At 74.1% G+C, this 24,773-nt stretch carries 23 protein-coding genes; 4 read left to right on the forward strand and 19 right to left on the reverse strand.

Annotation, left to right across the window (positions count from 1 at the left end):
• Positions 1 to 36: 36 nt before the first annotated feature.
• Together K329_RS0111985 and moeZ are read right to left on the reverse strand one after the other, a co-directional pair.
• A complete protein-coding gene (locus K329_RS0111985) occupies positions 37 to 939 on the reverse strand; it encodes a hypothetical protein (RefSeq protein ID WP_028473230.1) in 903 nt (300 codons plus the stop codon).
• Positions 940 to 1,084: 145 nt separating this feature from the next.
• Positions 1,085 to 2,302, reverse strand: coding sequence for an adenylyltransferase/sulfurtransferase MoeZ (gene moeZ, locus K329_RS0111990; protein ID WP_028473231.1), 1,218 nt, complete (start codon positions 2,300 to 2,302; stop codon positions 1,085 to 1,087).
• 255 nt (positions 2,303 to 2,557) lie between these two features.
• Between moeZ and K329_RS0111995 the strand changes: the two genes are divergently transcribed.
• Entirely contained in the window at positions 2,558 to 3,214 is a 657-nt protein-coding gene (locus tag K329_RS0111995) for a TetR/AcrR family transcriptional regulator (RefSeq protein WP_028473232.1), read from the forward strand.
• Between the two features lie 83 nt (positions 3,215 to 3,297).
• Positions 3,298 to 3,510, forward strand: coding sequence for a DUF3107 domain-containing protein (locus K329_RS0112000; protein ID WP_028473233.1), 213 nt, complete (start codon positions 3,298 to 3,300; stop codon positions 3,508 to 3,510).
• On the opposite strand, the gene K329_RS26410 is transcribed toward K329_RS0112000, so the two are convergent.
• Both K329_RS26410 and K329_RS0112010 read right to left on the reverse strand, forming a co-directional pair.
• Positions 3,459 to 4,268, reverse strand: a complete 810-nt coding sequence (locus tag K329_RS26410; RefSeq protein ID WP_245596543.1) for a serine aminopeptidase domain-containing protein — start codon at positions 4,266 to 4,268, stop codon at positions 3,459 to 3,461. The genes K329_RS0112000 and K329_RS26410 overlap by 52 nt on opposite strands.
• A gap of 5 nt (positions 4,269 to 4,273) precedes the next feature.
• Positions 4,274 to 5,020, reverse strand: coding sequence for a ferritin-like fold-containing protein (locus tag K329_RS0112010; RefSeq protein WP_028473234.1), 747 nt, complete (start codon positions 5,018 to 5,020; stop codon positions 4,274 to 4,276).
• A 167-nt stretch (positions 5,021 to 5,187) separates the two neighbouring features.
• Between K329_RS0112010 and K329_RS0112015 the strand changes: the two genes are divergently transcribed.
• Positions 5,188 to 6,795, forward strand: coding sequence for a DEAD/DEAH box helicase (locus K329_RS0112015; RefSeq protein WP_028473235.1), 1,608 nt, complete (start codon positions 5,188 to 5,190; stop codon positions 6,793 to 6,795).
• Positions 6,796 to 7,008: 213 nt separating this feature from the next.
• Here K329_RS0112015 and K329_RS29565 read toward each other — a convergent pair whose 3' ends face one another.
• Positions 7,009 to 7,701, reverse strand: coding sequence for a L,D-transpeptidase (locus tag K329_RS29565; protein ID WP_157571704.1), 693 nt, complete (start codon positions 7,699 to 7,701; stop codon positions 7,009 to 7,011).
• Positions 7,702 to 7,710: 9 nt separating this feature from the next.
• On the reverse strand, positions 7,711 to 8,520 hold the full coding sequence (locus tag K329_RS26420; RefSeq protein ID WP_043643341.1) for a ParA family protein: 810 nt from the start codon (positions 8,518 to 8,520) through the stop codon (positions 7,711 to 7,713).
• 103 nt (positions 8,521 to 8,623) lie between these two features.
• Here K329_RS26420 and K329_RS0112030 point away from each other — a divergent pair, with 103 nt between their 5' ends.
• Positions 8,624 to 9,403, forward strand: a complete 780-nt coding sequence (locus K329_RS0112030) for an SDR family NAD(P)-dependent oxidoreductase (protein ID WP_028473236.1) — start codon at positions 8,624 to 8,626, stop codon at positions 9,401 to 9,403.
• Between the two features lie 19 nt (positions 9,404 to 9,422).
• Here the strand turns inward: K329_RS0112030 and K329_RS0112035 are convergent, their stop codons facing one another.
• The 13 genes from K329_RS0112035 to K329_RS0112095 form a co-directional block, all read right to left on the reverse strand.
• Entirely contained in the window at positions 9,423 to 10,301 is an 879-nt protein-coding gene (locus tag K329_RS0112035) for a PHP domain-containing protein (RefSeq protein ID WP_028473237.1), read from the reverse strand.
• 21 nt (positions 10,302 to 10,322) lie between these two features.
• Positions 10,323 to 10,958 (reverse strand): DUF6758 family protein, encoded by a 636-nt coding sequence (locus tag K329_RS0112040; protein ID WP_028473238.1) that lies wholly within the window; start codon positions 10,956 to 10,958, stop codon positions 10,323 to 10,325.
• A gap of 43 nt (positions 10,959 to 11,001) precedes the next feature.
• Positions 11,002 to 11,595 carry a histidine phosphatase family protein gene (locus K329_RS0112045; protein WP_028473239.1) on the reverse strand — a complete coding sequence of 198 codons (594 nt, stop codon included), beginning with the start codon at positions 11,593 to 11,595 and terminating at the stop codon, positions 11,002 to 11,004.
• A gap of 6 nt (positions 11,596 to 11,601) precedes the next feature.
• A complete protein-coding gene (locus K329_RS0112050; RefSeq protein ID WP_028473240.1) occupies positions 11,602 to 12,150 on the reverse strand; it encodes a MaoC family dehydratase in 549 nt (182 codons plus the stop codon).
• Positions 12,151 to 12,253: 103 nt separating this feature from the next.
• On the reverse strand, positions 12,254 to 13,006 hold the full coding sequence (locus K329_RS0112055) for an enoyl-CoA hydratase-related protein (protein ID WP_043643344.1): 753 nt from the start codon (positions 13,004 to 13,006) through the stop codon (positions 12,254 to 12,256).
• Positions 13,003 to 14,055 (reverse strand): LLM class F420-dependent oxidoreductase, encoded by a 1,053-nt coding sequence (locus K329_RS0112060; protein ID WP_028473242.1) that lies wholly within the window; start codon positions 14,053 to 14,055, stop codon positions 13,003 to 13,005. The genes K329_RS0112055 and K329_RS0112060 overlap by 4 nt, the downstream gene beginning before the upstream one ends.
• A gap of 74 nt (positions 14,056 to 14,129) precedes the next feature.
• Entirely contained in the window at positions 14,130 to 15,149 is a 1,020-nt protein-coding gene (locus K329_RS26425; RefSeq protein ID WP_043643347.1) for a CobW family GTP-binding protein, read from the reverse strand.
• Positions 15,150 to 15,228: 79 nt separating this feature from the next.
• The gene (locus K329_RS26430) at positions 15,229 to 16,692 is read right to left on the reverse strand and encodes a PepSY-associated TM helix domain-containing protein (protein WP_052336807.1); all 1,464 of its coding nucleotides are present in this window, start codon (positions 16,690 to 16,692) and stop codon (positions 15,229 to 15,231) included.
• Between the two features lie 142 nt (positions 16,693 to 16,834).
• On the reverse strand, positions 16,835 to 17,602 hold the full coding sequence (locus K329_RS0112075; protein ID WP_157571705.1) for a hypothetical protein: 768 nt from the start codon (positions 17,600 to 17,602) through the stop codon (positions 16,835 to 16,837).
• Positions 17,603 to 17,627: 25 nt separating this feature from the next.
• Positions 17,628 to 19,949 (reverse strand): signal peptidase I, encoded by a 2,322-nt coding sequence (locus tag K329_RS29570; RefSeq protein WP_157571706.1) that lies wholly within the window; start codon positions 19,947 to 19,949, stop codon positions 17,628 to 17,630.
• A gap of 77 nt (positions 19,950 to 20,026) precedes the next feature.
• Positions 20,027 to 20,635 (reverse strand): hypothetical protein, encoded by a 609-nt coding sequence (locus tag K329_RS0112085; protein WP_028473244.1) that lies wholly within the window; start codon positions 20,633 to 20,635, stop codon positions 20,027 to 20,029.
• A gap of 356 nt (positions 20,636 to 20,991) precedes the next feature.
• Positions 20,992 to 21,534 carry an HNH endonuclease signature motif containing protein gene (locus K329_RS29575; RefSeq protein ID WP_028473245.1) on the reverse strand — a complete coding sequence of 181 codons (543 nt, stop codon included), beginning with the start codon at positions 21,532 to 21,534 and terminating at the stop codon, positions 20,992 to 20,994.
• Positions 21,535 to 21,744: 210 nt separating this feature from the next.
• Positions 21,745 to 24,771, reverse strand: a complete 3,027-nt coding sequence (locus K329_RS0112095; protein ID WP_157571707.1) for a DEAD/DEAH box helicase family protein — start codon at positions 24,769 to 24,771, stop codon at positions 21,745 to 21,747.
• Positions 24,772 to 24,773: the final 2 nt, after the last annotated feature.

A 24,773-nucleotide genomic window follows, 5' to 3' on the forward strand; every position in this document is an offset into this window, starting at 1 on the left:
CCGCCGGCCCCCGTCGGTCAGGTGCGTCGGCCGACCTCAGCCGAGCGGCAGCGCGCGGAACGGCTCCGTGCCGGCCGCCAGGGTGAGACCGTCGATGCCCGCGTGGGTCTGCGCGTAGGCCAGCTCGCGGGAGAGGTCACCGACGCCGTTGGAGAGCGGCACCGGCGCGAGCGCCAGCGTGGAGAGCGTGCCGAGCGCCCGGCCCTGCGCGTCGAGGAAGCCCGAGCCGGAGTCTCCCGGGACGCCCGGCGTCACGGTGTAGACCGAGTGCGTCCAGCCGCCGCCGCTCTGGCCGAGGCTCGTGCCCACCTTGGGCGAGAGGATCTCGACGCCGGCGCGCAGGCTCGAGTTGCCGAAGGAGTAGACGGCCGTCGCCGCCCCGTTGCCGGTGGTGTTGAGCGCGACCGGGCCGCCGAAGAACGGCACGGACGGGTTGACGTCGTCGGTGTCGGCGGCGTCGACCTGCACCAGGGCGAAGTCGTTGTAGGCGCAGGTGTCGGCGTCGGTCTCACCGACCGCGTCCATCGCGAGCCAGCTCGAGTAGACCAGCGTGCCGCCGCCCACGCGCTCGCCGGCACCGAGGAGCGAGCCGCCCTCGACGAAGTCGACCGGGGTGCCCAGCGGCAGCGAGCCGGCCTCGCACCCGTTGGTGTCCGTCGCCTCGCCCAGGCCCGCGCAGTGCGCGGCGTAGCCGACGTACGTCGCGCCGGCGGCGTCGGTGAAGACGAAGTTCGCGGTGCACTGCGCGCCGTCGGTGTACATCTGCACACCCGGGTGGATGGCGGCGGAGTCGGCCGGGGCCCAGTCGGTGCGGGGCGCGGCGGAGGCCGGGGCGGAGGACGCGACGGTCACGGCGAGGGCCGAGACCAGGGTCGTGGCGGCGAGGCCGGCGAGGGTACGGCGCGCGCCGGCGGAGGAGGGGGTCCGAGAGAGGGTCATGCTCGGTGAACGGTCGTCCCCCGCGCGGGGTTACGCACGAGTAGTGACCCGGGACACACGCCACGGGCCCTGCCGGGACGCCGCGAGGGCCGGCCCCCGTGCGGGAGGCCGGCCCTCGTGGGGTCGAGCAGTGAGGCGTGAGCGGTCAGTACGACGGCTGGCTGGGGTCGATCTGGTTGACCCAGGCCACCACGCCGCCGCCGACGTGGACGGCGTCGCCGTACCCCGCGCCCTTGACCACGGCGAGGGCCTCGGCGGAGCGCACGCCGGACTTGCAGTGCAGCACGATCGGCTTGTCGGCCGGCAGCTGGCCGAGGGCGTTGCCGTTAAGGAACTCGCCCTTGGGGATCAGCACCGAGCCCGGGATCTTGTTGATCTCGTACTCGTTCGGCTCGCGGACGTCGACGAGCAGGAAGTCGCGCGTGCCCTCCTCGCGCTCCTTGAGCATGTGCTCGAGCTGGACGACCGAGATCGTCGAGCCCGCGGCGGCGTCGGCGGCCTCGTCGGAGACGGCCCCGCAGAAGGCCTCGTAGTCGATGAGCTCGGTGACCGTGGCGTTGTCGCCGCACAGCGCGCACTTGGGGTCCTTGCGGACCTTCAGCTTGCGGTACTCCATCTCGAGGGCGTCGTAGATCATCAGCTTGCCGACGAGGGGCTCACCGGCGCCGGTGAGCATCTTGATGGCCTCGTTGACCTGGATGGAGCCGATGCTGGCGCAGAGCACGCCCAGCACGCCGCCCTCGGCGCACGACGGCACCATGCCCGGCGGCGGCGGCTCGGGGTAGAGGCAGCGGTAGCAGGGCGCCTCGGCCGACTCGCCGTTCTCGTCGACCGCGTGCGGCCAGAAGACCGACGCCTGGCCGTCGAAGCGGTAGATCGAGCCCCAGACGTAGGGGATCTTCAGGAAGTACGCCGCGTCGTTGACCATGTAGCGCGTCGCGAAGTTGTCGGTGCCGTCGACGATGAGGTCCCAGCCCTCGAAGATGCCGAGCACGTTGTCGTTGTCGAGACGCTCCTCGTAGACGACGACCTCGATCAGCGGGTTGATCTCCTGCACCGACTCCTTCGCGGAGACGGCCTTGGGCCGGCCGACGTCGGACTGCCCGTGGATGATCTGGCGCTGGAGGTTGGACTCGTCCACCTCGTCGAACTCGACGATGCCGAGCGTGCCGACACCGGCGGCCGCCAGGTACAGCAGCGCCGGGCTGCCGAGACCACCGGCGCCGATCACGAGCACGCGGGCGTTCTTCAGGCGCTTCTGCCCCGTCATGCCGACGTCCGGGATGATCAGGTGGCGGCTGTAGCGGCGGACCTCGTCGACGGTCAGCTCGTCAGCCGGCTCCACGAGTGCTGGGAAGGACACGGGTTCTCCTCGTCCGGTGGTGGTGCGCCCGGTGTCGCCGGACGTACGTCTGTCTGCGTGCCAGGCCCAACGTCACGCGCGGCGACGATGTTCCCGGGCGGCCCGCGGGGAGCCGCGGCACGCACCCCACCATGGTCCCCGGCCCCCGTCGGGCGCCGCGCGGGCGTCCCGTCATCCGGACGGAGGTGACCGGGCGGTAGGCTCGGCGCCCGCGGCGAGGTGGCCGCGCACGGAGACGAGGGAGCGAACGTGAGCATTGGCGACTACGCCGGGGGCAGCAACGTCCGTCCTCGCGGCGGACGGCTGCCGCGACGCGAGCGGCGCGCTCAGCTGCTCGAGTCCGCGCTCGAGGTCTTCGTCGCGCAGGGCTACCACGCGGCCGCGATGGACGACATCGCCGAGCGCGCCGGCGTCTCGAAGCCGGTGCTCTACCAGCACTTCCCCGGCAAGCTCGACCTCTACCTCGCGCTCCTCGACGAGTCGTGCACGATGATCATCGCGAACTGCCGCGAGGCGCTCGCGTCGACCGACGACAACAAGCTCCGCGTCGCCGCGACCATCAAGGCGCTCTACGACTACGTCGCCGCCGACACCGGCGCCTTCCGCCTCGTCTTCGAGTCCGACCTCACCAGCGAGCCCGCCGTGCGCCTCCAGGTCGAGCGCGTCACCAGCGACACCGCCGAGCTCGTCGCCGAGGTCATCCGCGACGACACCGGTCTCCCCGACGAGGCGTCGCGGCTGCTCGCCGTGTCGCTCGTCGGAATGGCTCAGGTCAGCGCGCGGTTCTGGCTCTCGGAGACGGCGGGCATCACGCTCGACCAGGCCACGGCCCTCGTCTCCGGACTCGCCTGGCGCGGCATCCGCGGCTACCCGAAGGCCGACGAGCACGAGGGCGGCGGCGCACCCGCCTGAGTCCGCACCACCGGCACGACCGCACGACCCGCAGCAGCACGACGTACCCAGCCCGCACCACCACCGACTTCGGGAGGACCCCCATGGAGATCAAGATCGGCGTGCAGCACGCCCCCCGCGAGCTCGTCATCGACACGAACGAGGACGCCGACGCGGTCGCTGCCATCGTCACCGGCGGCGGCCCGTTCCTGACGCTCACCGACACCAAGGGCCGGCGCGTCCTCGTGCCGACCGACAAGATCGCCTACGTGGAGATCGGGTCGCCGTCCGCCAGCACGGTCGGCTTCCGCGGCTGACGCTCCTGCGTCCACCACGCCACCACCCGGTCGACGACCGGTCCTGGTGAGCGGACCCACCGAACGTGGTCGTTGCTCGCTCCGGCGGGCACGGCCACGTTCGTGTACGTCCAGCGGGTGACCTCGGCGGGGTCGTGCGTCCAGCGCCCGGCGAGCGCGCCGACCGCCCGCGGCACCGCGAGGCCGTCGCCCTCGAGCACCACCGACAGCACCGGCCCCCGCAGGCCGCGGCTGACGTCGTACGGCGGACGCCCCGTCAGACCCATCCGGGCCCACTCGCGCATGAGCGTGCGGGCGCCCGGCCCGCCGAAGAGGCGCCGCGGGTGGTGGCCCAGCACCCGCGTGACGACCGGGACGAGTGCGGCCATCGTCAGGATCCCGAGGCCGAGGCGTCCCGGGTAGAGACGGTGGTGCGGCAGGGCCGCACCGATGAGCACGAGCCCGTCGGCCGGCTCCCGCGTCAGCTGGTGGCCGACGGCGAGCTGGCCGCCGAGGCTGTGGCCCAGCACGACGACCGGCCGGCCGGGCTCCTCGGAGCGCACGCGCGCGACCGCCTCGGCGATGACGTCGATCTCGTCGGCGTACGACCAGTCGTGGCCCCGCGACGCCGGCGGCAGGTCCTTCTCGAACCCGCGCCGGGGCAGCGCCCGCGCCGACCAGCCGACGGCCTCGAAGGCCTCGACGAGGGGCCGGTAGTAGCCGGAGCCGATGCCCATCGCCGGGGAGACGAGCACGACCGGGGGCAGGTCGGCGGGCACCGCGCTCAGTGCGCCAGGCCCAGCTGCGTCATGCGCTCGGCGTGGCGCTCGGTCATGCGGGTGAACATGCGCCCGATGGCGGCGAGGTCGAGACCGGGGCGGTCGACGCCGCCGGCGAGCATCGCGGAGAGCGAGTCGCGCTCGGCGGCCACGCGCTGCGCCTGGGTGAGGGCCTCGCCCATGAGCCGGCGACCCCACAGCGCGAGCCGGCCCGCGATCTGCGGCTCGGTCTCGAACGCCTTGCGCACGCGGTCGACCACGAAGTCCGCGTAGCCGGCGTCGCCCAGCGAGTCGATGATGAGGTCGCGGGTGTCGGCGTCGAGGAACGCGGCGATCTCGCGGTAGAAGTCGTCGGCGAGGCCGTCCCCGACGTACGCCTTGACGAGGCCCTCGTACCAGTCCGCCGGGGCCGTGTGGCGGTGGAAGTCGTCGATCGGGGTGCGGAACGGCTTCATGGCCTCGAACGGGTCGGCACCCAGCTCCTCCAGCCGGGTGAGCAGCGCGGTGAGGTGCTCGACCTGGGCGGCGGCCATGGCGGCGAGGGCCACCTTGTCCTCCAGCGTGGGCGCCAGCTTCGCGTCCTCGGCGAGCCGCTCGAAGGCGGACAGCTCGCCGTACGCGATCGCGCCCAGGAGATCGACGACGGCGGCCCGGTAGTGGGGGTCGTCGAGCGCCACGGACGGGGCGGGATCCGCCTCGGGGGTCGCGCCGTCGGTGGGGGCGTCGCTGCTTCCCGCGGGGGATTCGGTCATGGCGTGCAGCCTAGCGATACACTCGGCTGCACCGAGCGCACCCCGCGCCGCTGCCGCAGGCCGGCCAGCACGCGCGAGACGCGCCCGGGCGATCGGCGGGAGACCCCGCCGGCATGTGCGTGGCAGACCTCCTTCTCCGCCACCGCGCGGTCGATCCTCCCGAGCAGATCGGGCGGACCTGCGTGGGTGAGCGCTTCGACGGGTCGTCGGCCACAGACGACACGAAAGCGACCAGGACACTGACCACCACGTTTCGCACGCTCGGCGTGCACCCCCAGATCTGCGACGCCCTCGAGCGCGCCGGCATCGTCACCCCCTTCGCCATCCAGGAGATGACCCTCTCGGTCGCCCTCGGCGGCACCGACCTCATCGGCCAGGCCCGCACCGGCACCGGCAAGACGCTCGCGTTCGGCATCCCCGTGCTGCAGCGCAGCCTCGCGGCGACCGACCCCGGGTACGACGCGCTGCCCGCCGGCAAGCCGCAGGCCCTCGTCGTGGCCCCGACCCGTGAGCTCGCGCTCCAGGTCTCCAACGACCTCAAGCTCGCCGGCGCCGACCGCGGCATCCGCGTGCTCACCGTGTACGGCGGCGTGGGCTACGAGCCGCAGCTCGAGGCCCTCGAGTCCGGCGTCGACGTCGTCGTCGGCACCCCCGGCCGCCTGCTCGACCTGGCGAACCGCAAGGCCCTCGACCTCTCGCACGTGCGCTCGCTCGTGCTCGACGAGGCCGACGAGATGCTCGACCTCGGCTTCCTGCCCGACGTGGAGCGCCTGCTCTCCAAGACGCCCAGCACGCGCCAGACGATGCTCTTCTCGGCGACCATGCCGTCGGCCATCGTCGCGCTTGCCCGCGTGCACATGCGCACGCCGATGAACATCCGCGCCGAGTCGTCGTACGAGAACGCGACCGTCCCGCTGACGGCCCAGTTCATCTACCAGGCGCACGACCTCGACAAGCCCGAGATCATCGCCCGCATCCTGCAGGCCGACAACGCCGACAAGGTCATCGTCTTCACGCGCACGAAGCGCCAGGCGCAGCGCGTGGCCGACGACCTCGAGGTGCGCGGCTTCGCGGCCAGCGCCCTCCACGGCGACATGCAGCAGGCCGCCCGCGAGCGCGCGCTCACGAAGTTCCGTGAGAACAAGCTGCGCGTGCTCGTCGCCACCGACGTCGCTGCCCGCGGCATCGACGTCGCCGGCGTCAGCCACGTGATCAACCACAACTGCCCTGAGGACGACAAGACCTACGTGCACCGCATCGGTCGCACGGGTCGCGCCGGCGCCACGGGCGTGGCGGTCACGTTCGTCGACTGGGCCGACGTGACGCGCTGGAAGGTCATCAACAAGACCCTTTCGCTGCCGTTCGAGGAGCCGGTCGAGACCTACTCGACGTCGCCGCACCTCTACACCGACATGGGCATCCCGGAGGGCACCAAGGGCCGCCTCGTGCCCGAGCCCCCGCGCGAGCCGAAGCCCCGCACCGACCGCGACCGCGACCGCGGCGGTGACCGCGGCGGCCGTTCCGAGGGCGGCGACCGCTCCGGCCGCAACCGCAGCCGCACGCGCACCCGCAGCACGTCCACCGACGAGGCCGCGGTCCCGACCCACGCCGCTCCGGCCGAGGGCGCGGCTCCCGCGTCCGCCGAGGGCGAGGGTGGCGAGGGCGGTCCGACCCGCAGCCGCAACCGCCGTCGCCGCCGCCGCTCGGGCGGTTCGGGTGGCGAGGGCAACGCGACGACGACCGAGTCGGCGCCCGCCACGGCCACCGAGGCCTGAGCACCCGCACGACGTACGACAGCAGCGCCCCACCACCTCCGGGTGGTGGGGCGCTCGTCGTTGCGTGGTGTGTCGGGGGCAAGGGGTCTCGCGCGTGGCTGCGGACTCACACGGGCACTGTCCGCAGGCGCCAGACCGCACCTCGGTCCGGACCCCACCGCCGCGGACTCGCACGGGCACTGTCCGCAGGCCCCAGACCGCAGCTCGACGAGGTCAGGCCGTGACGACGACCGTCGTGCCGATCGGGGCGAACTCCCAGAGCGCGATGGCGTCGTCACGCTCCTGACGGATGCAGCCGTGCGAGAGCGGGGTGCCGAGCTGGGCGGTCGTCTGGACGAGCTCGCCCTCGTGGATCGGGATGTCGTGGAAGCCGATGGCGGCGCGGTCGCCGCGGGTGAAGCGCACGAAGTACTTCATCGTGCCCGAGTCGTCGATGCCCGTGGCGTTCTCGGAGCGCGAGTAGACCTCGAACGTGCCGGGGTCGAGGTTGTCGTAGACGCTGCCCGAGACGAGGTAGGTGCGCCGTACCTGCTCGGCGTCGTCGACGAGCCAGACGCGCTGGCGCTCCTCGCTGAACACGACGCGGCGGCCCTCCCCGGAGGCCGCCGGCAGCGCGGTGTCGAGGGCGGGGTCGGGCGCAGGCGCAGGCGCGGGCGCGGGCGGCGGAGCCGGTTCCGGGGCGATCGGCTCGGTGGCCGTCGGGGCCGCTGGCACCTCGTACGCCGTGGGGTCGAGGGCGCTGGTGGCGGCCTCCTCCGGAGGCAGGAGCGACGCGGGCAGGAGGCCGACCGTGCCGAGCAGGGCCCCGACCATCGTGCCGACCGCGAGCAGCGCGACGACGATGCGTCCGTAGCGCACCCGGGTGCGGGGCGCCCGACGTGCGCCGCCCGTCCGATGGGTGCCCACGGGGCCGCCTCAGCGTCCGGCGCGCTTGGTGGGCTTGCCGGGCTCGGGCTGGGCGGCCCGGGCCACGAGGTGGCGGGCGACCTCGCGGTACGCCTCGGCGCCCTTCGTGGTGCGGGCGGTCCCGAGGATGGAACGACCCTTCGAGGGAGCCTCGGCGAACCGGATCGTCTTGGGGATCGGCGGCGAGAGCACCTCGAGGTCGAACGCCTCGGGGATCGAGGCCAGCACGGCCCGGGCGTGGGAGGACCTCCCGTCGTACAGGGTCGGGAGCACCCCCCAGACCTCGAGTCCGCGGTTCGTGAACCGGCGGACGTCGTGCACGGTGTCGAGCAGCTGCGCGACCCCGCGGTGCGAGAGCGTCTCGCACTGCAGCGGGATGAGCACGCCGTCGGCGGCGGTCAGCGCGGCGACGGTGAGCACGCCCAGGGAGGGCGGGCAGTCGAGCAGCACCCAGTCGTAGTGGACGTCGTCGTCCTCGAGCTGGTCGAGGACGGACTTGAGCACGTGCTCGCGACCGGTGCGGGTGAGCAGCTCGGCCTCGGCACGGGCCAGCTCGATGGTGGCCGGCAGCAGGTCGACGCCGTCCTCGGTCGCCAGGATGACCTCACGGGCGTCGAGGCCCTTGGTCAGCACGTGGTGGATGGAGAGCTCGAGGTCCTCCGGGTCGATGCCCAGCGAGAACGTCAGCGACTCCTGCGGGTCGAGGTCGACGAGCAGGACCTTCTGGCCCAGCTCCGCGAGCGCGGCCCCGATCGACGCGACCGATGTCGTCTTCGCGACGCCACCCTTCTGGTTCGCCACGGCGAGAACGGTGCCCATGGGGCCTCATCATGCCCGACCCGGGTGCGCGCACGGGGATCCGACACCGATTCCAGCCGTCGAGACGGCCCGACGGCATCCCGGGGCGGGTCATGATGGGCCCATGAACGACTCCTCCACGCCCTCCCCCGGCACCGCGGTGGTCACGGGTGGCACCTCCGGCATCGGGCTCGCGTTCGCCGAGCACCTGGGCGCCCGCGGCCACGACCTGGTGCTGGTCGCGCGCGACCGGGCCCGCCTCGACACCGTCGCGGCCGAGCTGCGGACCCGCCACGGGGTGGCCGTCGACGTGCTCGTCGCCGACCTCTCCGACCGTGCCGACGTCGACCGGGTCGCCGCCCGTCTCGCCGACCCGGCCGCTCCCGTCGCCTGGCTCGTCAACAACGCCGGCTTCGGGCTCAAGGAGCGCTTCGTCGACGCCGACGTCGAGGCCGAGCAGCGCATGCTCGACGTGCTCGTCACCGCCGTCCTGCGACTCTCCCACGCGGCCATCGGCGGCATGGTCGCGCGCGGCGGCGGCACCGTCGTCAACGTCTCGAGCGTCGCGGCGTTCCTGCCGCGGGGCACGTACGGCGCCGCGAAGGCCTGGGTCAACCGCTTCGGTCTCTGGGCCGCGGCCGAGTACGCCCCGCGCGGCGTGCGGGTCACCACCGTCTGCCCCGGCTTCGTGCGCACCGAGTTCCACGGCCGGATGGGGGTCGAGCAGTCCTCCGCCCCGCGCGCGCTGTGGCTCGACGCCGACCGCGTCGTGCTCGACACCCTCGCCGCGGTCGAGAAGGGCAAGGCCCTGGTCGTGCCGTCGAGGCGCTACCAGGTGCTCATCGGGGCGGCCCGCGTCGTACCGGCCGGGATGGTGCAGCGCCTGCAGTCGCTCGGTCGCTGAGCACGACGGAGGCCGACGGTCACGGCCAGAGCATCGCCGGGGCGGGTCGTCCCGAGGCGGCGGCCGCGTCAGCGGCGGCCGCCAGCAGCCGCTCGAGCTGGTCCGGCGGGGTGGTGTTGCACCCGAGGTCGTGGTCGACCTTGCCGGTGCCGTGGTAGTCGCTCGACCCGGTCATCACGAGGCCCAGCTCGGTGCCGATGCGTCGCAGCGCCGCCCGCGAGGCCGGGTCGTGGTCCTGGTGGTCGACCTCGATGCCCACGAGCCCGCGGGACTGCAGGTGGGCCAGGCCGTCGGCGTCCAGCACGCCCGGGTCGTGGCGTCCCCACGGGTGGGCGACGACGCCGACGCCCCCAGCCGCGGTCACCAGCGCGAGCATCGTCTCGAGGTCGGCGGCGGAGCGGTTGTGGTAGGCCGGGCGCCCCGGCGAGAGGAAGCGGTCGAACGCCTCGGCCCGGTCGACGACCACCCCGAGCCGCACGAGCTCGTCGGCCACGTGGGGTCGGCCGACGGCCGCGGTCGGTCCGGCCACGCGTCGTACCTGCTCGACGGTGATGTCGATGTCGAGGGCCCGGAGCCGCTCGACCATGCCCGGCACCCGCGCGTCGCGGCCCTCGAGCACCGCGGTCAGCTCGGCCGCCAGGCCCGGGTGGGTGGGGTCCGGCAGGTAGGCCAGCAGGTGCACGCCGCGCCCGCGGAACCGCGTGCTGATCTCCATGCCGCGCACGAGGCCGACGCCGACCTCGGCGGCCGTCTCGGCCGCGCTCGCCCACCCCACGCTGGTGTCGTGGTCGGTGATCGCCAGCACGTCGAGCCCCGCCTGCGCCGCGGCACGGACGAGCGCGGCGGGGGTGTCGGTCCCGTCGCTCGCCGACGTGTGGGCGTGGAGGTCGATGCGCACGGACCGACCCTAGGGCACGCCTCACCAGGTGGGGCGGTCACCACCGAACGGCAGCTCGACCAGCGGCGGACCGAGGCCCGAGACGTCCTTCAGGATCCAGTCGTCGCGCAGCAGCAGGATCGCCGAGGCGGGTCGCAGCACGATCCACAGCCACCGGCCGTACGCCTCCCCCGCCACCACCGAGCGGTCGAAGCGGTCGTCGTCGGCGCTGGTCGAGACCGTCCACAGCGGCACCGACTGGTGGCCGATGCGCACGCGCACCACGGGCGGACCCTGGCCGATCTCGCCGCCCGGGTCGCTCGCCGTCGTACCGGCGACACGGCTGCCGAGCCCGACCCCGGGCTCCTCGGCGACCACGACCACCTCGACCTCCCCGTCGAGCGCGCTCGTGCCCGAGGCGCAGGTGAGGGTGGCGGTGGCCTCGTCGGGCGCCGCGCCGACGAGCGCGAAGTCCGCCACCCGCCAGCCCGGTCCCAACGGCCACGGCAGGTAGGTCGGGAAGCTCGGCGTGCGCCCCAGGTGGCGGGTGAACTCGTCGTACGACGCCTCCTGCGGCCGCCACAGCGGCGCAACGGGCCCGTGCTCGCCGCACGCCCAGGTGCGCTCCCACTCCGTCACCGGGGAGGGACACCTCGGACAACCCGCGACCAGAGCCATGCGCCTACGGTGCTGGGCGCACGGGATCGGCGTCAAGGGCCTCCTACGCGTTCCAGCTAAGCAGCACGCGCTGCTCCCGCTCGTGGCCGAGCTCGGTGAGCCGGGCCGTGTCGAGGCGGAACAGCCGGCCGTCGGTGGGCGGCAGGCCGAGCCAGCGGGCCGTGAGCACGCGCAGCAGGTGGCCGTGCGCCACGAGCAGCGCCTCGGGCTCGGGGGCGTCGTCGCCGCGCAGGCGCCGTACGTCGTTCAGCCCCGCCACGACCCGGGCGATCACCGCGTCGCAGCGGGCACCGACCTGCTCGGGGGTCTCGCCCTCGGGGCTCTCGTGCGACCAGATGGTCCAGCCCGGCACGTCCGTGCGGATGTCGGGCGTGCTGCGGCCCTCGAAGACGCCGTAGTCCCACTCGACGAGGTCCTCGTCGACCTCCGCGTCGCCGAACCCGATCAGCTCGGCGGTGCGTCGGGCCCGGGTGCGGGGACTGGTGAGGGCGAAGGCGATGTCGCGACCCGCGAGCCGTGGTGCGAGCGCCCGGGCCTGGTCCTCACCGACCTCGGTGAGGGGCAGGTCGGTGGTGGAGGTGTGCTGCCCGCTGCGGCTCCACTCGGTCTCGCCGTGGCGGACGAGGAGGATCGGCATGCGGGGTCAGTCCGCGACCGGGGCGGCGTCGCGCGGACCCGCCCAGTTCTTGTCCGGCTGCGGCACCGGACGACCGGGCTGCTCGCCGCCGCGCGACTCGAGGTAGCTGTTCTTCGGCACCATCACCTTGCGGCGGAAGATGCACACGACCTTGCCGTCCTGGTTGTAGCCGATGGTCTCGACGTAGACGACGCCCCGGTCGTCCTTGCTCTTGCTCTCGGTCTTCTCGAGCACCGTGGTCTCGCCGTAGAGCGTGTCGCCGTGGAACGTGGGCGCGACGTGGCGCAGCGACTCGACCTCGAGGTTGGCGATGGCCTTGCCGGAGATGTCGGCGACGCTCATGCCGAGCAGGATCGAGTAGACGTAGTTGCCGACCACCACGTTCTTGCCGAACTGGGTGGTCTCCTCGGCGTAGTTCGTGTCCAGGTGCAGCGGGTGGTGGTTCATCGTGAGCAGGCAGAACAGGTGGTCGTCGTACTCGGTGACCGTCTTGCCGGGCCAGTGCTTGTACGTCGCCCCGACCTCGAACTCCTCGTAGCTGCGACCGAACTGCATGGGTGTCTCCTTGATCTGCCGGGACCGGTACGACGGCTGTCGCCGGACATCATGACCGACGGGTAACCCCCGCGGGGCGCGGGGTCACGGTGCGGGCACCCGCTCACGACCAGCGCGGCGCCCGCTTCTCGAAGAACGCGGTGATGCCCTCGACGGCGTCGCTCGACGCCGCGGTGCGGGCGGCCGCCTCCTCGGTCCGGCGCCACTGCGCGACCTCCCCCTCGGCGCGGGCCTCGTGCAGGGCGCCCAGCGTGGTCGCGACGGCCTGGGGGCTGTTCTCCACGATCCGGGCGGCCAGGGCCCGCGCGGCGTCGACCGCTCCCCCGGGCTCGCTCAGCACGTTGACGAGGCCGAGCCGGTGGGCCCGCTCGGCGGTGATGCTGTCGCCCGTCAGCAGCATCTCGGTCGCGACCGCCGGGGCCAGCCGCTCGGGCGCGCGGAAGAAGGCGCCGCAGTTGGCGACGACCCCGCGCTTCACCTCGGGCAGGCCGAAGGTGGCGTCGCGCGCCGCGACCACCAGGTCGCACGCGAGCACCATCTCGAACCCGCCGCCGAGCGCGTAGCCCTCCACCGCGGCCACGAGCGGCTTGGTGCGCTGCCGGCGCACGAACCCGTACTCCCCGCCCTCGGTGGCCGGGCTGGCACCCGCGGCGAGGTCGGTGCCGGCGGAGAAGCAGACGTCGTCGCCCGTCAGCACGGCGACGCGCAGCGCGGGGTCGGCCTCGAAGTCGTCGAACGCCGCCGAGAGCGCGTCGGCCAGGGCCCGGTCGACCGCGTTGCGGCGGGCGGGTCGGTGCATTGTCAGCAGGAGCACGCCGTCACGGGCCTCGGTGAGCAGCACGGGCGCGTCGCTCATGCGAACAGCTCCGCCATCAGCCGCATCGTGGCGGGCTCCGCGTCGAGCAGCATCGTCGTCAGCAGCGACGACTCCCAGGCCGGCAGCTCGGCGGCGATCTTCTCGCGGGGCCCGACGAGCGCCACCTTCTCGACCATCGCGAGCGGGATCGACGCGATCGCCTCGTCCTTGCGGCCGGCGAGGTAGAGGTCCTGGATCGTCGCGCACTCGGCCTCGAAACCCATGCGGGCGAAGACCTCGTAGTGGAAGTTGGCCCCCTTGGCGCCCATGCCGCCGATGTAGAGGGCGTAGAACGGCCGCAGCCGGTCGGCTGCGCGCTCCACGTCGTCGTCGAGCACCACGCTCACCATGCAGGCGACCTCGAACTCCTCCGCCGTACGGCGGGCGCCCGGCCGCGCGAAGCCCTCGGCGAGCGCGGCGCGGTAGTGGGCGTCGTCGTGGGGCGAGTAGAAGAGCGGGAGCCAGCCGTCGGCGATCTCCGCGGCCAGGGCGACGTTCTTCGGGCCCTCGGCCGCCAGCAGGATCGGGATGGACTCCCGCACCGGGTGGAGGGTCGAGCGCAGCGGCTTGCCGAGGCCGGTCGAGGGCAGGGCCCCTCCGGTGGAGGCGGGCCCCCCGGTGAACGGGACCTGGAAGTGGTCGCCGTCGAACGTGACCTTCTCGCGGGCCATCGCCGCCCGCAGGATCGCGACGTACTCGCGGGTGCGGGCGAGCGGCTTCGGGTACGACTGGGCGTACCAGCCCTCGACCACCTGGGGGCCGGACGCACCGAGCCCCAGCGCGACCCGGCCGCCGCTGAGGTGGTCGAGCGTCATCGCCGCCATGGCCGTCGCGGCCGGGGTGCGGGCGGCCATCTGGACGATCGAGGTGCCGAGCCGCAGCGTGGACGTGCGTGCCCCCAGCCACGCGAGCGGGGTGAGGGCGTCGGAGCCGTACGCCTCGGCCGTCCACATCGAGTCGAACCCGAGCTCCTCGGCGAGGGCGACGGCCTCCGCCTGCCCCTCGGGCTGGCCCGCTCCCCAGTACCCGAGGCTGAGTCCCAGCTTCATCCACGCACCTGCTTCCGCTGCCGACCGACCGATCAGTCGGTGCGCTCCGAAACTAGGGTGCGCCCCTCGGAGGGTCAAGCACCGGGCGCGCGCCGCAGGTCCGCCGGCACGAAGCGCTCGAGCCCCATCAGGTCGTCGAGGTCGGGCTCCTCGCCGGGCTGCTGCACGACGCCGGCCAGCGCGTCGTACGCCGAGCCGTCGAGGTCCGGACCGATGAGCACGAGCTCGGAGCCCCGGCTGCGCGAGGGGGCGCCGGGCGTGACGCGCACGTGGCGACCGACCCGGTGCACCGTCCAGCGCGACGTGGCCCCGGGCACGTCGATCGTCACGAACCCCTTGATCCGGAAGGCCTCGGGGAGGCCGCCGCCCAGCACCTCCGCCAGACGGCGCGGGTGCAGCGGGGCCGACTGGCGCCAGGCCACGGTCCGGTACGGCGTGTGGAGGTGGGCGTGCTCCCCGGCGTGGATGTCGCCGAGCGTCAGCTGCCGGGACTCCTCGTGGCGCAGCTCGAACAGCAGGCTCGGGTCGAGCGCGCCGTGGCGGGCGGTCGTGACCGGGCGGCCGGGGACCAGCCGCCGGACGCCCGCGCGGACCTCCTCGAGGCGGTCGGCGTCGACCCGGTCGGCCTTGGTGACCACGACGAGGTCCGCCAGCGCGAGGTGGCGCTCGAGCTCGCCGCCCGCGTCGCACGCGTCCGAGGGCGTGTGCTCGGCGTCGACCAGCAGCACCATCCCGCCGAACCGCGCACGCTTGCCGACGCTGCCGAGCACCTTGTGCACGAGCACGGCCGGCTCGGCGACGCCGCTGGCCTCGAGCACGATCACGTCGATGCCGGCCCGCGGCGCGGTCAGCCGCTTCACGAAGTCGGCGATCATGCCGTCGTCGGTGGCGCAGCAGAGGCAGCCGCCGGCCGCGGAGAAGAGCATGTCGGCCTGCCCGGCGACCAGCAGGCCGTCGACGTCGATGTCGCCGAAGTCGTTGACGATGACGCCGATCCGGGTGTCGGCGCTGTGGCGCAGCAGGTGGTTGAGCACCGTCGTCTTGCCGGCGCCGAGGCCGCCGGCCACGACGATCACGGGCACCGGCTCCTTCACGTCCGTGACCCTAACGAGTGCGCCGAGCGCCCCGGACGCCGGTGGTGGGCGTGACCGGGGCGCTCGACGGACGCCGCGCTCAGACGGACCCGAGCCGCTCCCGCAGCCAGGGCGTGCGCCGTACGACGAGGTGGTCGGCCGCCAGCAGCAGGAGCACCGTGAGGCCGAACAACGGCAGCAGGACGCCCAGGACGACGACCGCCACGGCGAGCACCGGCGAGGCGCGCAGCGGCAGGCGACCGCGGGGCGCACCGAGGCCGCCGCCCTTGCGGCGCCGCTTGAGGAACATCAGCGGACCCGTGACGCACGCGGCGATGATGACGACGCACATGAGGGCGGCCCCCCAGAACGACCAGAGCCCGAACGTGCGGCCCTCGTGCAGGCCGATGCCGTGGGAGACGACCTTGGCGAGCGTCGGGTAGTCGTCGAAGCCGTACGTCGACACCACGTCGCCGCCGAAGCGGTCGACGTGCACGGTGCGCTCGTCGCTGGGGGCGTCGAAGGCGTAGCCGATGACGGAGAAGACCCCGTCGTCGTCGGCCGGGAGCGCGATCGTCATCGGGTGCCGCAGGCCCTGCCGCTCGGCCACCAGGACCGCCGTGTCGACGCTCGCGACGCTGAGGTGGTCGGGGGCGTTCTCGCGGTCGGACCTCGGCACCTGGGTGGCGCCCGCACCCCACGGCACGTCGTGGCTGTGCGGCAGGCTCTCGTCGAGCCGGGAGGTGGGGTCGGAGAGCGCACCGTGGTCCTGGCTCCACAACGAGCTGCCGTTCGCCGTCGCGATCTGCTGGACGGTGCCCCCGAACACGCCCGTCCACGGCAGGCCGGAGACGAGCAGCATGATCAGCCCGAGGCCGGCGACGACACCGATGCGGGCGTGCCAGGTGCGCAGCCGGGCGCCCGGTCGCCGGGACTTCTGCTGCCGCTTGCGGGCGGCGCGTCCCTTCACGACGAGGTAGTAGCCCATCAGGGCGCTCACCAGGGCCCAGGAGGCGCCGAGCTCCATGATCCGGTCGCCGACGGTGCCGCTCATGAGGTCGGCGTGGAGGGCGACGGCGACGCCCGACACCGTGGTGTCGGGGTCCAGGTCGCCGAGCACCTCGGCGCGCCACGGGTCGACGAACACGTCGAGGGGTTCGCCGTCGGCGGTCGTCACGGAGAAGCGGGTGCTGTGGTCGACCTCCTCGGGCTCGGTCATCGACACGACCGTGGCGTCGGGGTAGTCGCGCTCGACCGACGCCAGCTGGGCGGAGTAGGGCTGGCTGAAGTCGACGTCCGCCGGCTGCGAGACGCGCATGAGGTCGGCGTGCAGCAGCGGCTCGATCTGGAACCGGAAGAGGTAGATGAGCCCCGTGACGCTGAGCACCAGCAGCACGGGCACGATCAGGAAGCTGGCGAAGAAGTGCCAGCGCCAGAGCGCGCGGAAGAGGCCCCCGCCGCCGGGCTTGCGGGTGGGGCGGGCTCGGGGGCCGGGCGGCGAGGGGTCGGAGGGGTCGGGCCCCTCCGAGGGCGTGCGGGTGGGCGGGGACGACGTGGTGGTCACGGGTTCTCCAGGGCAGGGGTGCACGCAGGCGCGCGCGGACGTGCGACCACCGCCGGGTCTCGTGGGACGAGTCGCGGCGGGATCGGGGACGGGTCGTGTGCGCCCGGACCACGTCCCCTCGCCGGGCGAGGGGGTCGTCGGGTCAGGCGCCCTGGAGGGCAGGTGGCCCGCGTCGTACGACGCTGCGGCTCAGCTGGAGCAGGTGGGCGGGTCTCGCAGGCGTACGACGACCCGCCCGCGGCCGCGGGCCGGTGACGGGACCGGCGTCGAGGCCGACGACGAGGGCCCGCAGGCGCAGCACGCCGCCGACGGCCCAGGCGACGAGGGCCAGGACGGTCCAGAGCGCACGCTCGCCGAGCGCGAGCCACAGCGCGACGAACGCCGCCGCGACGAGGTGGAGCAGCATCATCGGTGCGTGGTCGACCATGTCGGTGACGAGGTGGACGACCGGCTCCGGGACCGTCAGTCCGTGCCCGCCGCCCCCGCCGGCGCCGCGCTGGGCGACGTCGGCCTGGTAGACGTCGAGCAGCGACCGCTGGCCGCCGAGCGCGCTGGGCGCTGGCGGGGCGACGGGCGGCGTCGGTACGGCGGGCGGCGGTACGGCGGGCGCCGCCGACGGCGGGGTCGCGCCGGCGGCGTGATCACCTCGGTGCCCCGCCGCCGCGGTCAGCACGGCGTGCACCACGGTCTGGCCGACGACCGTCAGCACGACGAGCCGGGTCGCGGTCGCCGGACGCCCGAGCAGCGCGGCGCAGACGAGGGTCGTGACACCGAGGACGGTGAGGAGCACCCGGTTCGACGGGAGCATGCCGTCGGCGGTCTGGTGGGCGACGACGCCCGTGCCCAGCACGACGGCGGCGAGCAGGAACGCGCGGACCCACCGCAGCGTCACCCCGACCCGTTGCTCCACGAGGGTCGATGGTGCCAGAGGTCGCTCAGAACTCGCGGTCGGAGGCGCCGGTCTCGGTGACCGGGGTGGCCGAGACGGCGCGGCCGGCGAGGTCGAGGGCCGTCGTCGAGGGGGTCCACGTCATCGCCGAGGCGGTGTTGACCGTCGAGAGACCGGAGCTGCTCGTGGGGGCGCCGAGCACCACGACGACCTGGGTCACGCTCACTCCCCCGACGACCACCGTCGTGGCCGTCATGGTGGCGGCGAACTGGACGGTACGTAGCGACCTGACGTAGCTCTGGCGCAGGTTGACCGAGCCGAGCGCGACCGCCGCGCCGTTCCGGAGGACGTCGAGCGTGTCGCCGGTGCTGCCGGTGCCGACCAGGTTGCCGTCACGCAGCCGCAGCGTGACCGGCAGCGCCGTACCGGTCCAGCCGGCACTGAGGGAGGCCGGCCGTACCTGCCCGCTGTAGGTGAAGGTGACGCGGTCGCCCTGGTCGAGGCGGCCGGCGCTCGCGCCGCCCTGGGTCGTCTGCACGTCGGCCGCCCGGACCGGGCTGTTGTCCACGCGTCGACCGGTGACGGTCGCCGAGGTCGTGGCGCGTCCGGCGGTGTCGGTCGAGATCGCCCGCAGGTCGTAGAGCCCGTTGGCGACGAGCCGGGTGTCCCAGGCGCAGGTGTACGGCGACGTGGTGTCGGTGCAGACGTCGGTCCAGGTCGTGGTGCCGGCGGCGGCGCGCTGGATCCGCACCGAGGCCACACCGGCGGGGGCGTTGGCCGTGGCGGTGAGCTGCACGGTGCCGCTGAGGAACGCACCGGGGTCGGTGACGGCGACCGAGGCGACCCGGTTGTCGACGGTGCGGTTGGCCACGACGGTGGAGGTCGTGGAGTTGCCGGCCTCGTCGGTCGCCACGGCGCGGAACGAGTAGGTGCCGTCGGCCAGCGTCGTGGTGTCGAGACGACAGGTCGCGGGCTCCTCGTCGGACGTGCACACGTCTCGCCACGTGGAGGTGCCGGTCGCGGCGTACTGCACGACCACCCGGTCGACCCCGGAGTGGGCGTCCCCGGCGCTGGCGGTCAGGGTGACGGTGCCGCGCAGCGGCGTGCCCGGGTCCTGGAGGACGACGGTCGGCGCCGTGTTGTCGACGGTGACGTCCTCGACGAGCTCGGAGGTGTGCGTGGTGGTGCCGGCGACGGCGACCGCTCGCAGGTCGTACTCCTGGTTGGTCAGCGACGTCGTCACCCAGCTGCACGAGTACGGCGTGGTGGAGTCCGTGCAGATCGTGCGCCAGGTGGTCGTGCCGGCCACGGCGTAGTCGATGCGCACCGCGGTGACGGTCCCGCCCGAGTCGGTGAGGGTCGCGGTCAGCGGAACGGTGCCGCGCACGGCGTCGCCCGGTCGGGTGAGCGCGACGCGGGTGGCCAGGCTCGTGGAGACCGTCCAGCCGGAGCCGGCGTTCACGGTGGTGGCGGTGAAGGCGGCCCCGGCGGTGCCCGACCAGGCGGCCGCGCCGGCCAGGACGACCGTCATGGCCAGCACCACGGACGCGACCCGACGCAGCGACGAGCGGGTGCGCTCGGCGCGGTGCGCCGGGTCGCCCGGGCCAGCGGAGGGTGCGATGCGGCGGGCGGATCCGTCGGTGGGCTCCGCGTCCGCCTCGTCGGCGGGGGCGGCGGCCTTGTCGACGTCGGTTCCGGTGTCGTCGGTGTCGTCGGTGTCGTCGGGCTCCTCGGTCTTTTCGGCGGTGCCGCGCCGACCGGCCACGACGAAGGCAGCGATGGTCAGCAGGAGCCAGCCGCCGAGCAGCACCAGCTGGGCCGGCGCGCCCCCGGTGACCCAGAGGTAGGGCTTGCCCACGAACGGCACGAGCAGCAGCGCTCGGCTCTGCAGGTCGTCGCGCGAGACCGGCGTGGCGTCGTTCTGGCCGTTGGCGTCGCCGCGGCTGGTCCAGGTGCCGTCGCCGCGGTCGCTGACGATGCGGTGCACGAGCAGCTGCTCCGACTCCGGGTGGGCCGGGTTGCGGAAGACGAGGATCCGGCCGACGGGCACGTCCTCGTCGGCCGAGAAGGGCTGGGCGACCACGATGTCGCCGGTGCTGATGGTGGGCTCCATCGAACCGGTGCGGATGACGTGGCTCGACCAGCTCCACAGCACCGGCACCGTGGCGACCACGACGAGGGTGACGAGAGCTGCCCGGTAGGCGCGGGCAGCGACCACCGCCGCCAGCCCCGCCCACGCCCGCCAGGAGGCGGGCGCGGCGGGCGCGACGGGTCGGGTCGCCCGGTGGCCGGCAGGCGGTTCCGTCGTCGCGGGGATGCCGAGGGGCACGCCCGGCAGGGCGGGCGTGGGGGCCATGGCATCGGCCACGAGCGGAACCTCCTCTCCGGTCACCGGCACTTCTGGGTCGGGACGTCAACGATCGGTGCGGCCGGTGCCGCGACGCGTCACTCGCTCTGCAGCTCCCACTGGAAGTCGATGCCCGTGTGCGCGCCCTGCAGCTGGTCGACCTGGGCCTGGTTGAGACCGGTGGTGTCGAAGGTCCAGGTGATCGCGTAGGTGCGCGAGGTGGTGCCCGCCGGGACGTCCCAGCCACCCACGCCGTCGGCGTACTCGTCGAAGAGAGCGAGGGCCTTGAGGCTGGTGCCCGCAGGGATGACGGTGTTCTCCTCGACGTAGCCGCTGCAGGTGCCGAAGCCGCCACCGTCGCCCGACGTCACCTTGACCTTGACGTAGTTCTCGAGGCCCTGGGGCGACGTGACGGGGTTGATCGCGTAGCCCTTGACGGTGCCGGCCACGGTCGTGTTGGCCGTGACCCGGATGCACTTGGTCTCGGTGTCGCCCGGCGTCATGGTGCCCACCTGGAAGCGCGCGCTACCGGCGTCGTCGTCGGTCAGGCTGACCGCTCCGGTGGCCCAGTCGTTGCCGGAGTTGCGGGTGGTGCCGCTGAACGCGGCGTACGACGACTGCCAGACCAGCGCGCCGGCGACGAGGACGGCGACGGGGGTGGCGGCAACGGTGGCGATCTTCGCCGACTTGCTGGACGGGGTGCGCATGGGGGTGCCTTTCCAGGAGTGATGTGACGTCCTCATCCTCGGCATCCGGAGAGGCGCCCGCAGCGCTCTCGAGCAGCTCGATCCCTTTACCGTCGAGAAATGGCTGATCGGCCGTCGGGGTGGCGAGCATGGGCCACCCGCAGTAGTCCGAACGGGCCCCCCGGGCCGCCCGACCGGGTGGTGGACGTGGCCCATCCGCGGCGCCGGTCCGTGGGCGCCGGTCCGTGGGCGGCAGCGTCGCCGCGCGGGCCATCACCGGGACAGGCGTCACACACGCGTGCGGCGTGCGGCGTGCGGCGTGCGGCGTGCGGGCATGACGGCGCACCCCAGCGACGGAGGTGTCGTGGGGAGCGCGGTCAGGCAGGCAGCGGGATGGTGCCGTGGGGGTCGACCAGGTACTGCTGGTCGTGGGGGCTCGTCCAGACGAACGTGCCACCGGGGAGGCACCGGTAGCGCCACCGTCGCTCCCGGCCGACGCCGCTGAGCGAGGGGTGGGTCTTGACCCGGTGGTGGCGTCGGCAGAGCGGCGCAAGGTTCGTGGTGGAGGTCTGGCCTGGTGGGCCGCCCTCGTCCAGTCCGACGTACTCGTCGACGTGGTCGAGGTCGCAGGCCCGGGCCGGCCTGGTGCAATGCGGGAACACGCAGGTCAGGCGGGTCAACCGGACGCGGTCCGCGACCCGGTCGGGCACCTCGTAGGCGTCGACCGCCAGCGCGGGCAGGAGCGGTCCGGCGAACGCGGCGCGCTCCGAGAACGCCCAGAGGAACGCGGCGGCACCGAACCCGGCGACGAGGATCAGCTCGCCGGTCGGCCAGCGGTCGGCCTCGGCGGGAACGTCGTCGGTGTCCGGTCGCTCACCACTCCCGGTCGTCGCCGGCTTCTGCGCGTCGTCGCGGTCCATGGCGTCATCCTACGCCAGAATTGAACGCGTTCATTTCTGCTTCGGGTGCGCTCCGGTGTCACCTGGTGGCACCGGAGCGCACCTCTGGCCGGCGGCGGTCGCACCGGGCCGGGTCGCGTCGCGTCGCGTCGCGTCGTCGCGAGGATCCGGGTGATCCGGGTGATCCGGTGCCACCAGGTGACACCGGATCACCCGGATCTCGCCGCCTCCTCATGCCCAGTGCCGCCGCATGACGGCGGTGACCGAGAACGGGTCGCTGCCGTGCTGGGCGGTGAGGATGCCGGCGCCCTCGGCCGAACCGGTGTAGAGCGGGGTGCGGGCGCCGCCGACCCAGTGGGCCCAGGCGTCGCCGTACGCGTGGGCCCGGTGGGTGTTGACCCCGAGCACGGTCGGGACGGCGTGCCAGACGGCGCCGTCGGGCCGGACGTCGCCACGGGCGGCCCGCCGCAGCATCTCGGCCGGGTCGCCCTCGGGCGGCTCGGGGGCGAGCACGTGCCGCTGGACGACGTACCGCGGGTGGCGCAGCGGCCCCACCGCCTCCTCCAGGGCGTCGGCGAACAGCTGCGACTCGTCCTCGTCGACGTGCAGCAGCTGGCAGCGGTAGGTGCCCGTCGGGTCGACGTCGACCGTCAGCGACGCCGCGCCGTGGGCCACGAGTCCCGACGCGCGCAGGCCGTCCGCCACCGCGGCCGCGACCTGGTGGACCGAGACCGGCCGGCGCGCCTCGGCGAGCAGGTCCCGCGCCCGCTCGTCCCGGGCACGGGCTGCGGCGACCCTCCGCACGCCGAGCAGGGTGCCGACGACGCCGAGCCCGACCGCCGCCAGGACCACCGCCCCCGCCACGCCGACGAGGTCGATCGCCCACCACGCCAGCACGAGCACGGCCACGGTCCCGACCGCGGCCGCGACGGTCACCGGGCCCTCCCGGCGCGGCGCAGCGACGGCGGTCCGGTCCGGCAGCCGCAGCCCCTGCGGCGTCACGGCCACCTCGCGCCGGCCCACCTGGTCGCCCAGGCCCGCCCCGAGGCCGCCCGTCGCGCGCGAGCGCAGCCGCAAGGCGGTGCCGGCGAGGTCGTCGTACGGCTCCCCCACCCGCCAGCGCGCCCGGATCTCGTCGCGGTCCTGGGAGCGCAGCACCGCGCGCGCGTTGAGTCCGTCGAGCTCGTCGGCCGCTGGTGGTGCGTACGGCGACAGCTGCGGGTCGAGGTGGGCGACGCCGTCGACGACGTCCCCGGTCTCGTCCACGCCGTAGAACCCGTCGTGCTTGCGCACCAGCCGCTGCCAGTCCGCGTCGCCGCGGGGGTGGCCGGGCGCGACGCAGGTGACGGTCCAGTTGACGGCGACCTTCTCGGGCCACCGGGGGTCGAGGCGCAGCGAGCGGCCGCGCGTCTGGACCACCGAGGTGCTCGTCGTCGACGACGTCAGGTCGACGATCCCGGTGACGCGGCGGGCGTCCCAGCCCTCGCCGAGGAGTCCCCGGGTGCCGACCAGCACCCGGCAGCGGCCCTCCTCGAAGAACGCCGTCACGTGCGGCACCCAGCGACGGCTGCGCCAGGCCCCCGTCGTACCGACGAGGCGCGCCGCCGGCACCGACCCCGAGGCCGGGTCGTCCGCCGGCACGGGACGCACCTCGAGGGTGGCGCCGAGCTCGGGGTCGCGGCTCGTCACGTACGACGCGAGGTCGGCCATCGTCGTCGGGTCGCCGGCCACCGTGCGACCGGTGACGAGCACGGGACGCAGCGCGTGGCTGACGGGGTCGGCGAGCAGCCGGTCGAGGATCGCCCAGGCCGAGCCCGCCTTCGCGTCGACCACGCCGGCGAGCGTGAACGGCACGGTCGCCGCCGCGCTCTCGTGGTCGCAGAGCACGAGCATCCGCAGCCGCTCGAGCAGCGTCGACGCCTCGTGGCCCACGATCTCGACGCAGGCGTCGGCCTTGGCCTCGGAGCGGGCGAGCACCCGGTCGACCGTGCTGCGGCCGCGGCGGATGCCGTTACGCGTCCACACCCGCCCCACGGACGGCAGCGCCGCCCGGACCGCGTCGAGCACACCGGCGTCGACCGGGTCGTCGCTCGGCACGATGCTGCGGCGCAGCCAGTCGTCGACCAGCAGCATCCAGTCGTCGGCGCTCGGCGGGCGCCGGTGCTCCTCGCGCAGCACCGCCCCCTCCGGCAGGGCCAGCATCTCGCCGTACGAGAGCCGCAGGACCGCGTCGGTGAGCTCGGGCTCGGAGAGGGCCAGGCCGTTCCACGTGACCAGCGAGGCGGCTGCGCCGGCGGGCTCGACGAACCGGCGCTCGAGCCAGGTGAGGAACGGGGTGCTGCCGACCGTGGGGTCGAGCAGCAGGGTGCTGAGCTCGGTGAAGCGGGTGGCGCCCTCGTCGAGCCACGCCTGCTCGGCCGGGGTCGGCGTGGTGAACCAGGCGAGCTCCGCGAAGGGGGCGAGGTCGCCCTCCCGCACGACGGCCGGCACCGTCGTCGCGTAGGTGATGCGCCCGAAGAGGTCGCGCACGACCTCGGCCTGGCGCCGGTTCAGGGTGTCCTGGGGCGTGGCCGTCAGCCCCAGGACCCGCGCCTGGCCGACGTGCTCCAGCATCGCCAGCAGCAGCTCGCCCCAGAGCTCCAGCAGGTGGTGGCACTCGTCGAGCACGAGCAGCAGCGGCCCGGCCTCGGCCAGGCGCGCCACGAGGTCGCTGCCGTTGGGGTGCAGCCGGGCGAGCAGGTCGGGGTGCCCGGGGTCCTCGGCGTCGTCGGGGTCGCCCGCCTCGTCCGGGTCGATGTCCGGGTCGACGTCCGGGTTGTCGGGGTCCTCCTGCTCGGCGCGGGCGTCGGCCCCGCCGTCGGTCGCGACGGCGTCCGCGGCGCCCGTCCCGAAGACGGCGACGGACTGGTAGGTGAGCACGACGACGTCGTGGTCCAGGCGCCGCGAGGTGCCGGCCGTGAGGCCGAAGTCGGCGAAGGACCGCACCCACTGGCCCTGGATGGCGGTGTTGGGCGTCAGCACGACCACCTGCTCGACCTCGCCGGCGGCGAGCGCCCGGCGGGCGACGTCGACGCCGACGTACGTCTTGCCGGCGCCGGGCGGGAGCACGACCCAGGAGCGGGAGTGGTGGCCCCTCGCCGTCTTGGTCGCGTGGTCCTGGTCGATGGCGGCGAGCGCCCCCCGCTGGTGGTGGCGCCACACCCGGTCGTGGACGGACTCGACCGGCTCCCCCACCGGCTCGGCTGCCGGCTCCCCCACGC

This window comes from Nocardioides alkalitolerans DSM 16699 (assembly GCF_000426525.1).
Classification (GTDB): Bacteria; Actinomycetota; Actinomycetes; order Propionibacteriales; family Nocardioidaceae; genus Nocardioides; species Nocardioides alkalitolerans.

Bases quoted from the DNA above. Each gene is read 5' to 3' on its own strand.
- K329_RS0111985 (WP_028473230.1), bottom strand. From the start codon at position 939: ATGACCCTCTCTCGGACCCCCTCCTCCGCCGGCGCGCGCCGTACCCTC.
- K329_RS0112060 (WP_028473242.1), bottom strand. From the start codon at position 14,055: ATGAAGCTGGGACTCAGCCTCGGGTACTGGGGAGCGGGCCAGCCCGAG.
- K329_RS0112055 (WP_043643344.1), bottom strand. From the start codon at position 13,006: ATGAGCGACGCGCCCGTGCTGCTCACCGAGGCCCGTGACGGCGTGCTC.
- K329_RS0112000 (WP_028473233.1), top strand. From the start codon at position 3,298: ATGGAGATCAAGATCGGCGTGCAGCACGCCCCCCGCGAGCTCGTCATC.
- K329_RS0112085 (WP_028473244.1), bottom strand. From the start codon at position 20,635: ATGCGCACCCCGTCCAGCAAGTCGGCGAAGATCGCCACCGTTGCCGCC.
- K329_RS0112050 (WP_028473240.1), bottom strand. From the start codon at position 12,150: ATGCAGTTCGGTCGCAGCTACGAGGAGTTCGAGGTCGGGGCGACGTAC.
- K329_RS0112040 (WP_028473238.1), bottom strand. From the start codon at position 10,958: ATGGCTCTGGTCGCGGGTTGTCCGAGGTGTCCCTCCCCGGTGACGGAG.
- K329_RS0112010 (WP_028473234.1), bottom strand. From the start codon at position 5,020: ATGACCGAATCCCCCGCGGGAAGCAGCGACGCCCCCACCGACGGCGCG.
- K329_RS0112030 (WP_028473236.1), top strand. From the start codon at position 8,624: ATGAACGACTCCTCCACGCCCTCCCCCGGCACCGCGGTGGTCACGGGT.
- K329_RS0112045 (WP_028473239.1), bottom strand. From the start codon at position 11,595: ATGCCGATCCTCCTCGTCCGCCACGGCGAGACCGAGTGGAGCCGCAGC.
- K329_RS26420 (WP_043643341.1), bottom strand. From the start codon at position 8,520: ATGGGCACCGTTCTCGCCGTGGCGAACCAGAAGGGTGGCGTCGCGAAG.
- K329_RS29575 (WP_028473245.1), bottom strand. From the start codon at position 21,534: ATGGACCGCGACGACGCGCAGAAGCCGGCGACGACCGGGAGTGGTGAG.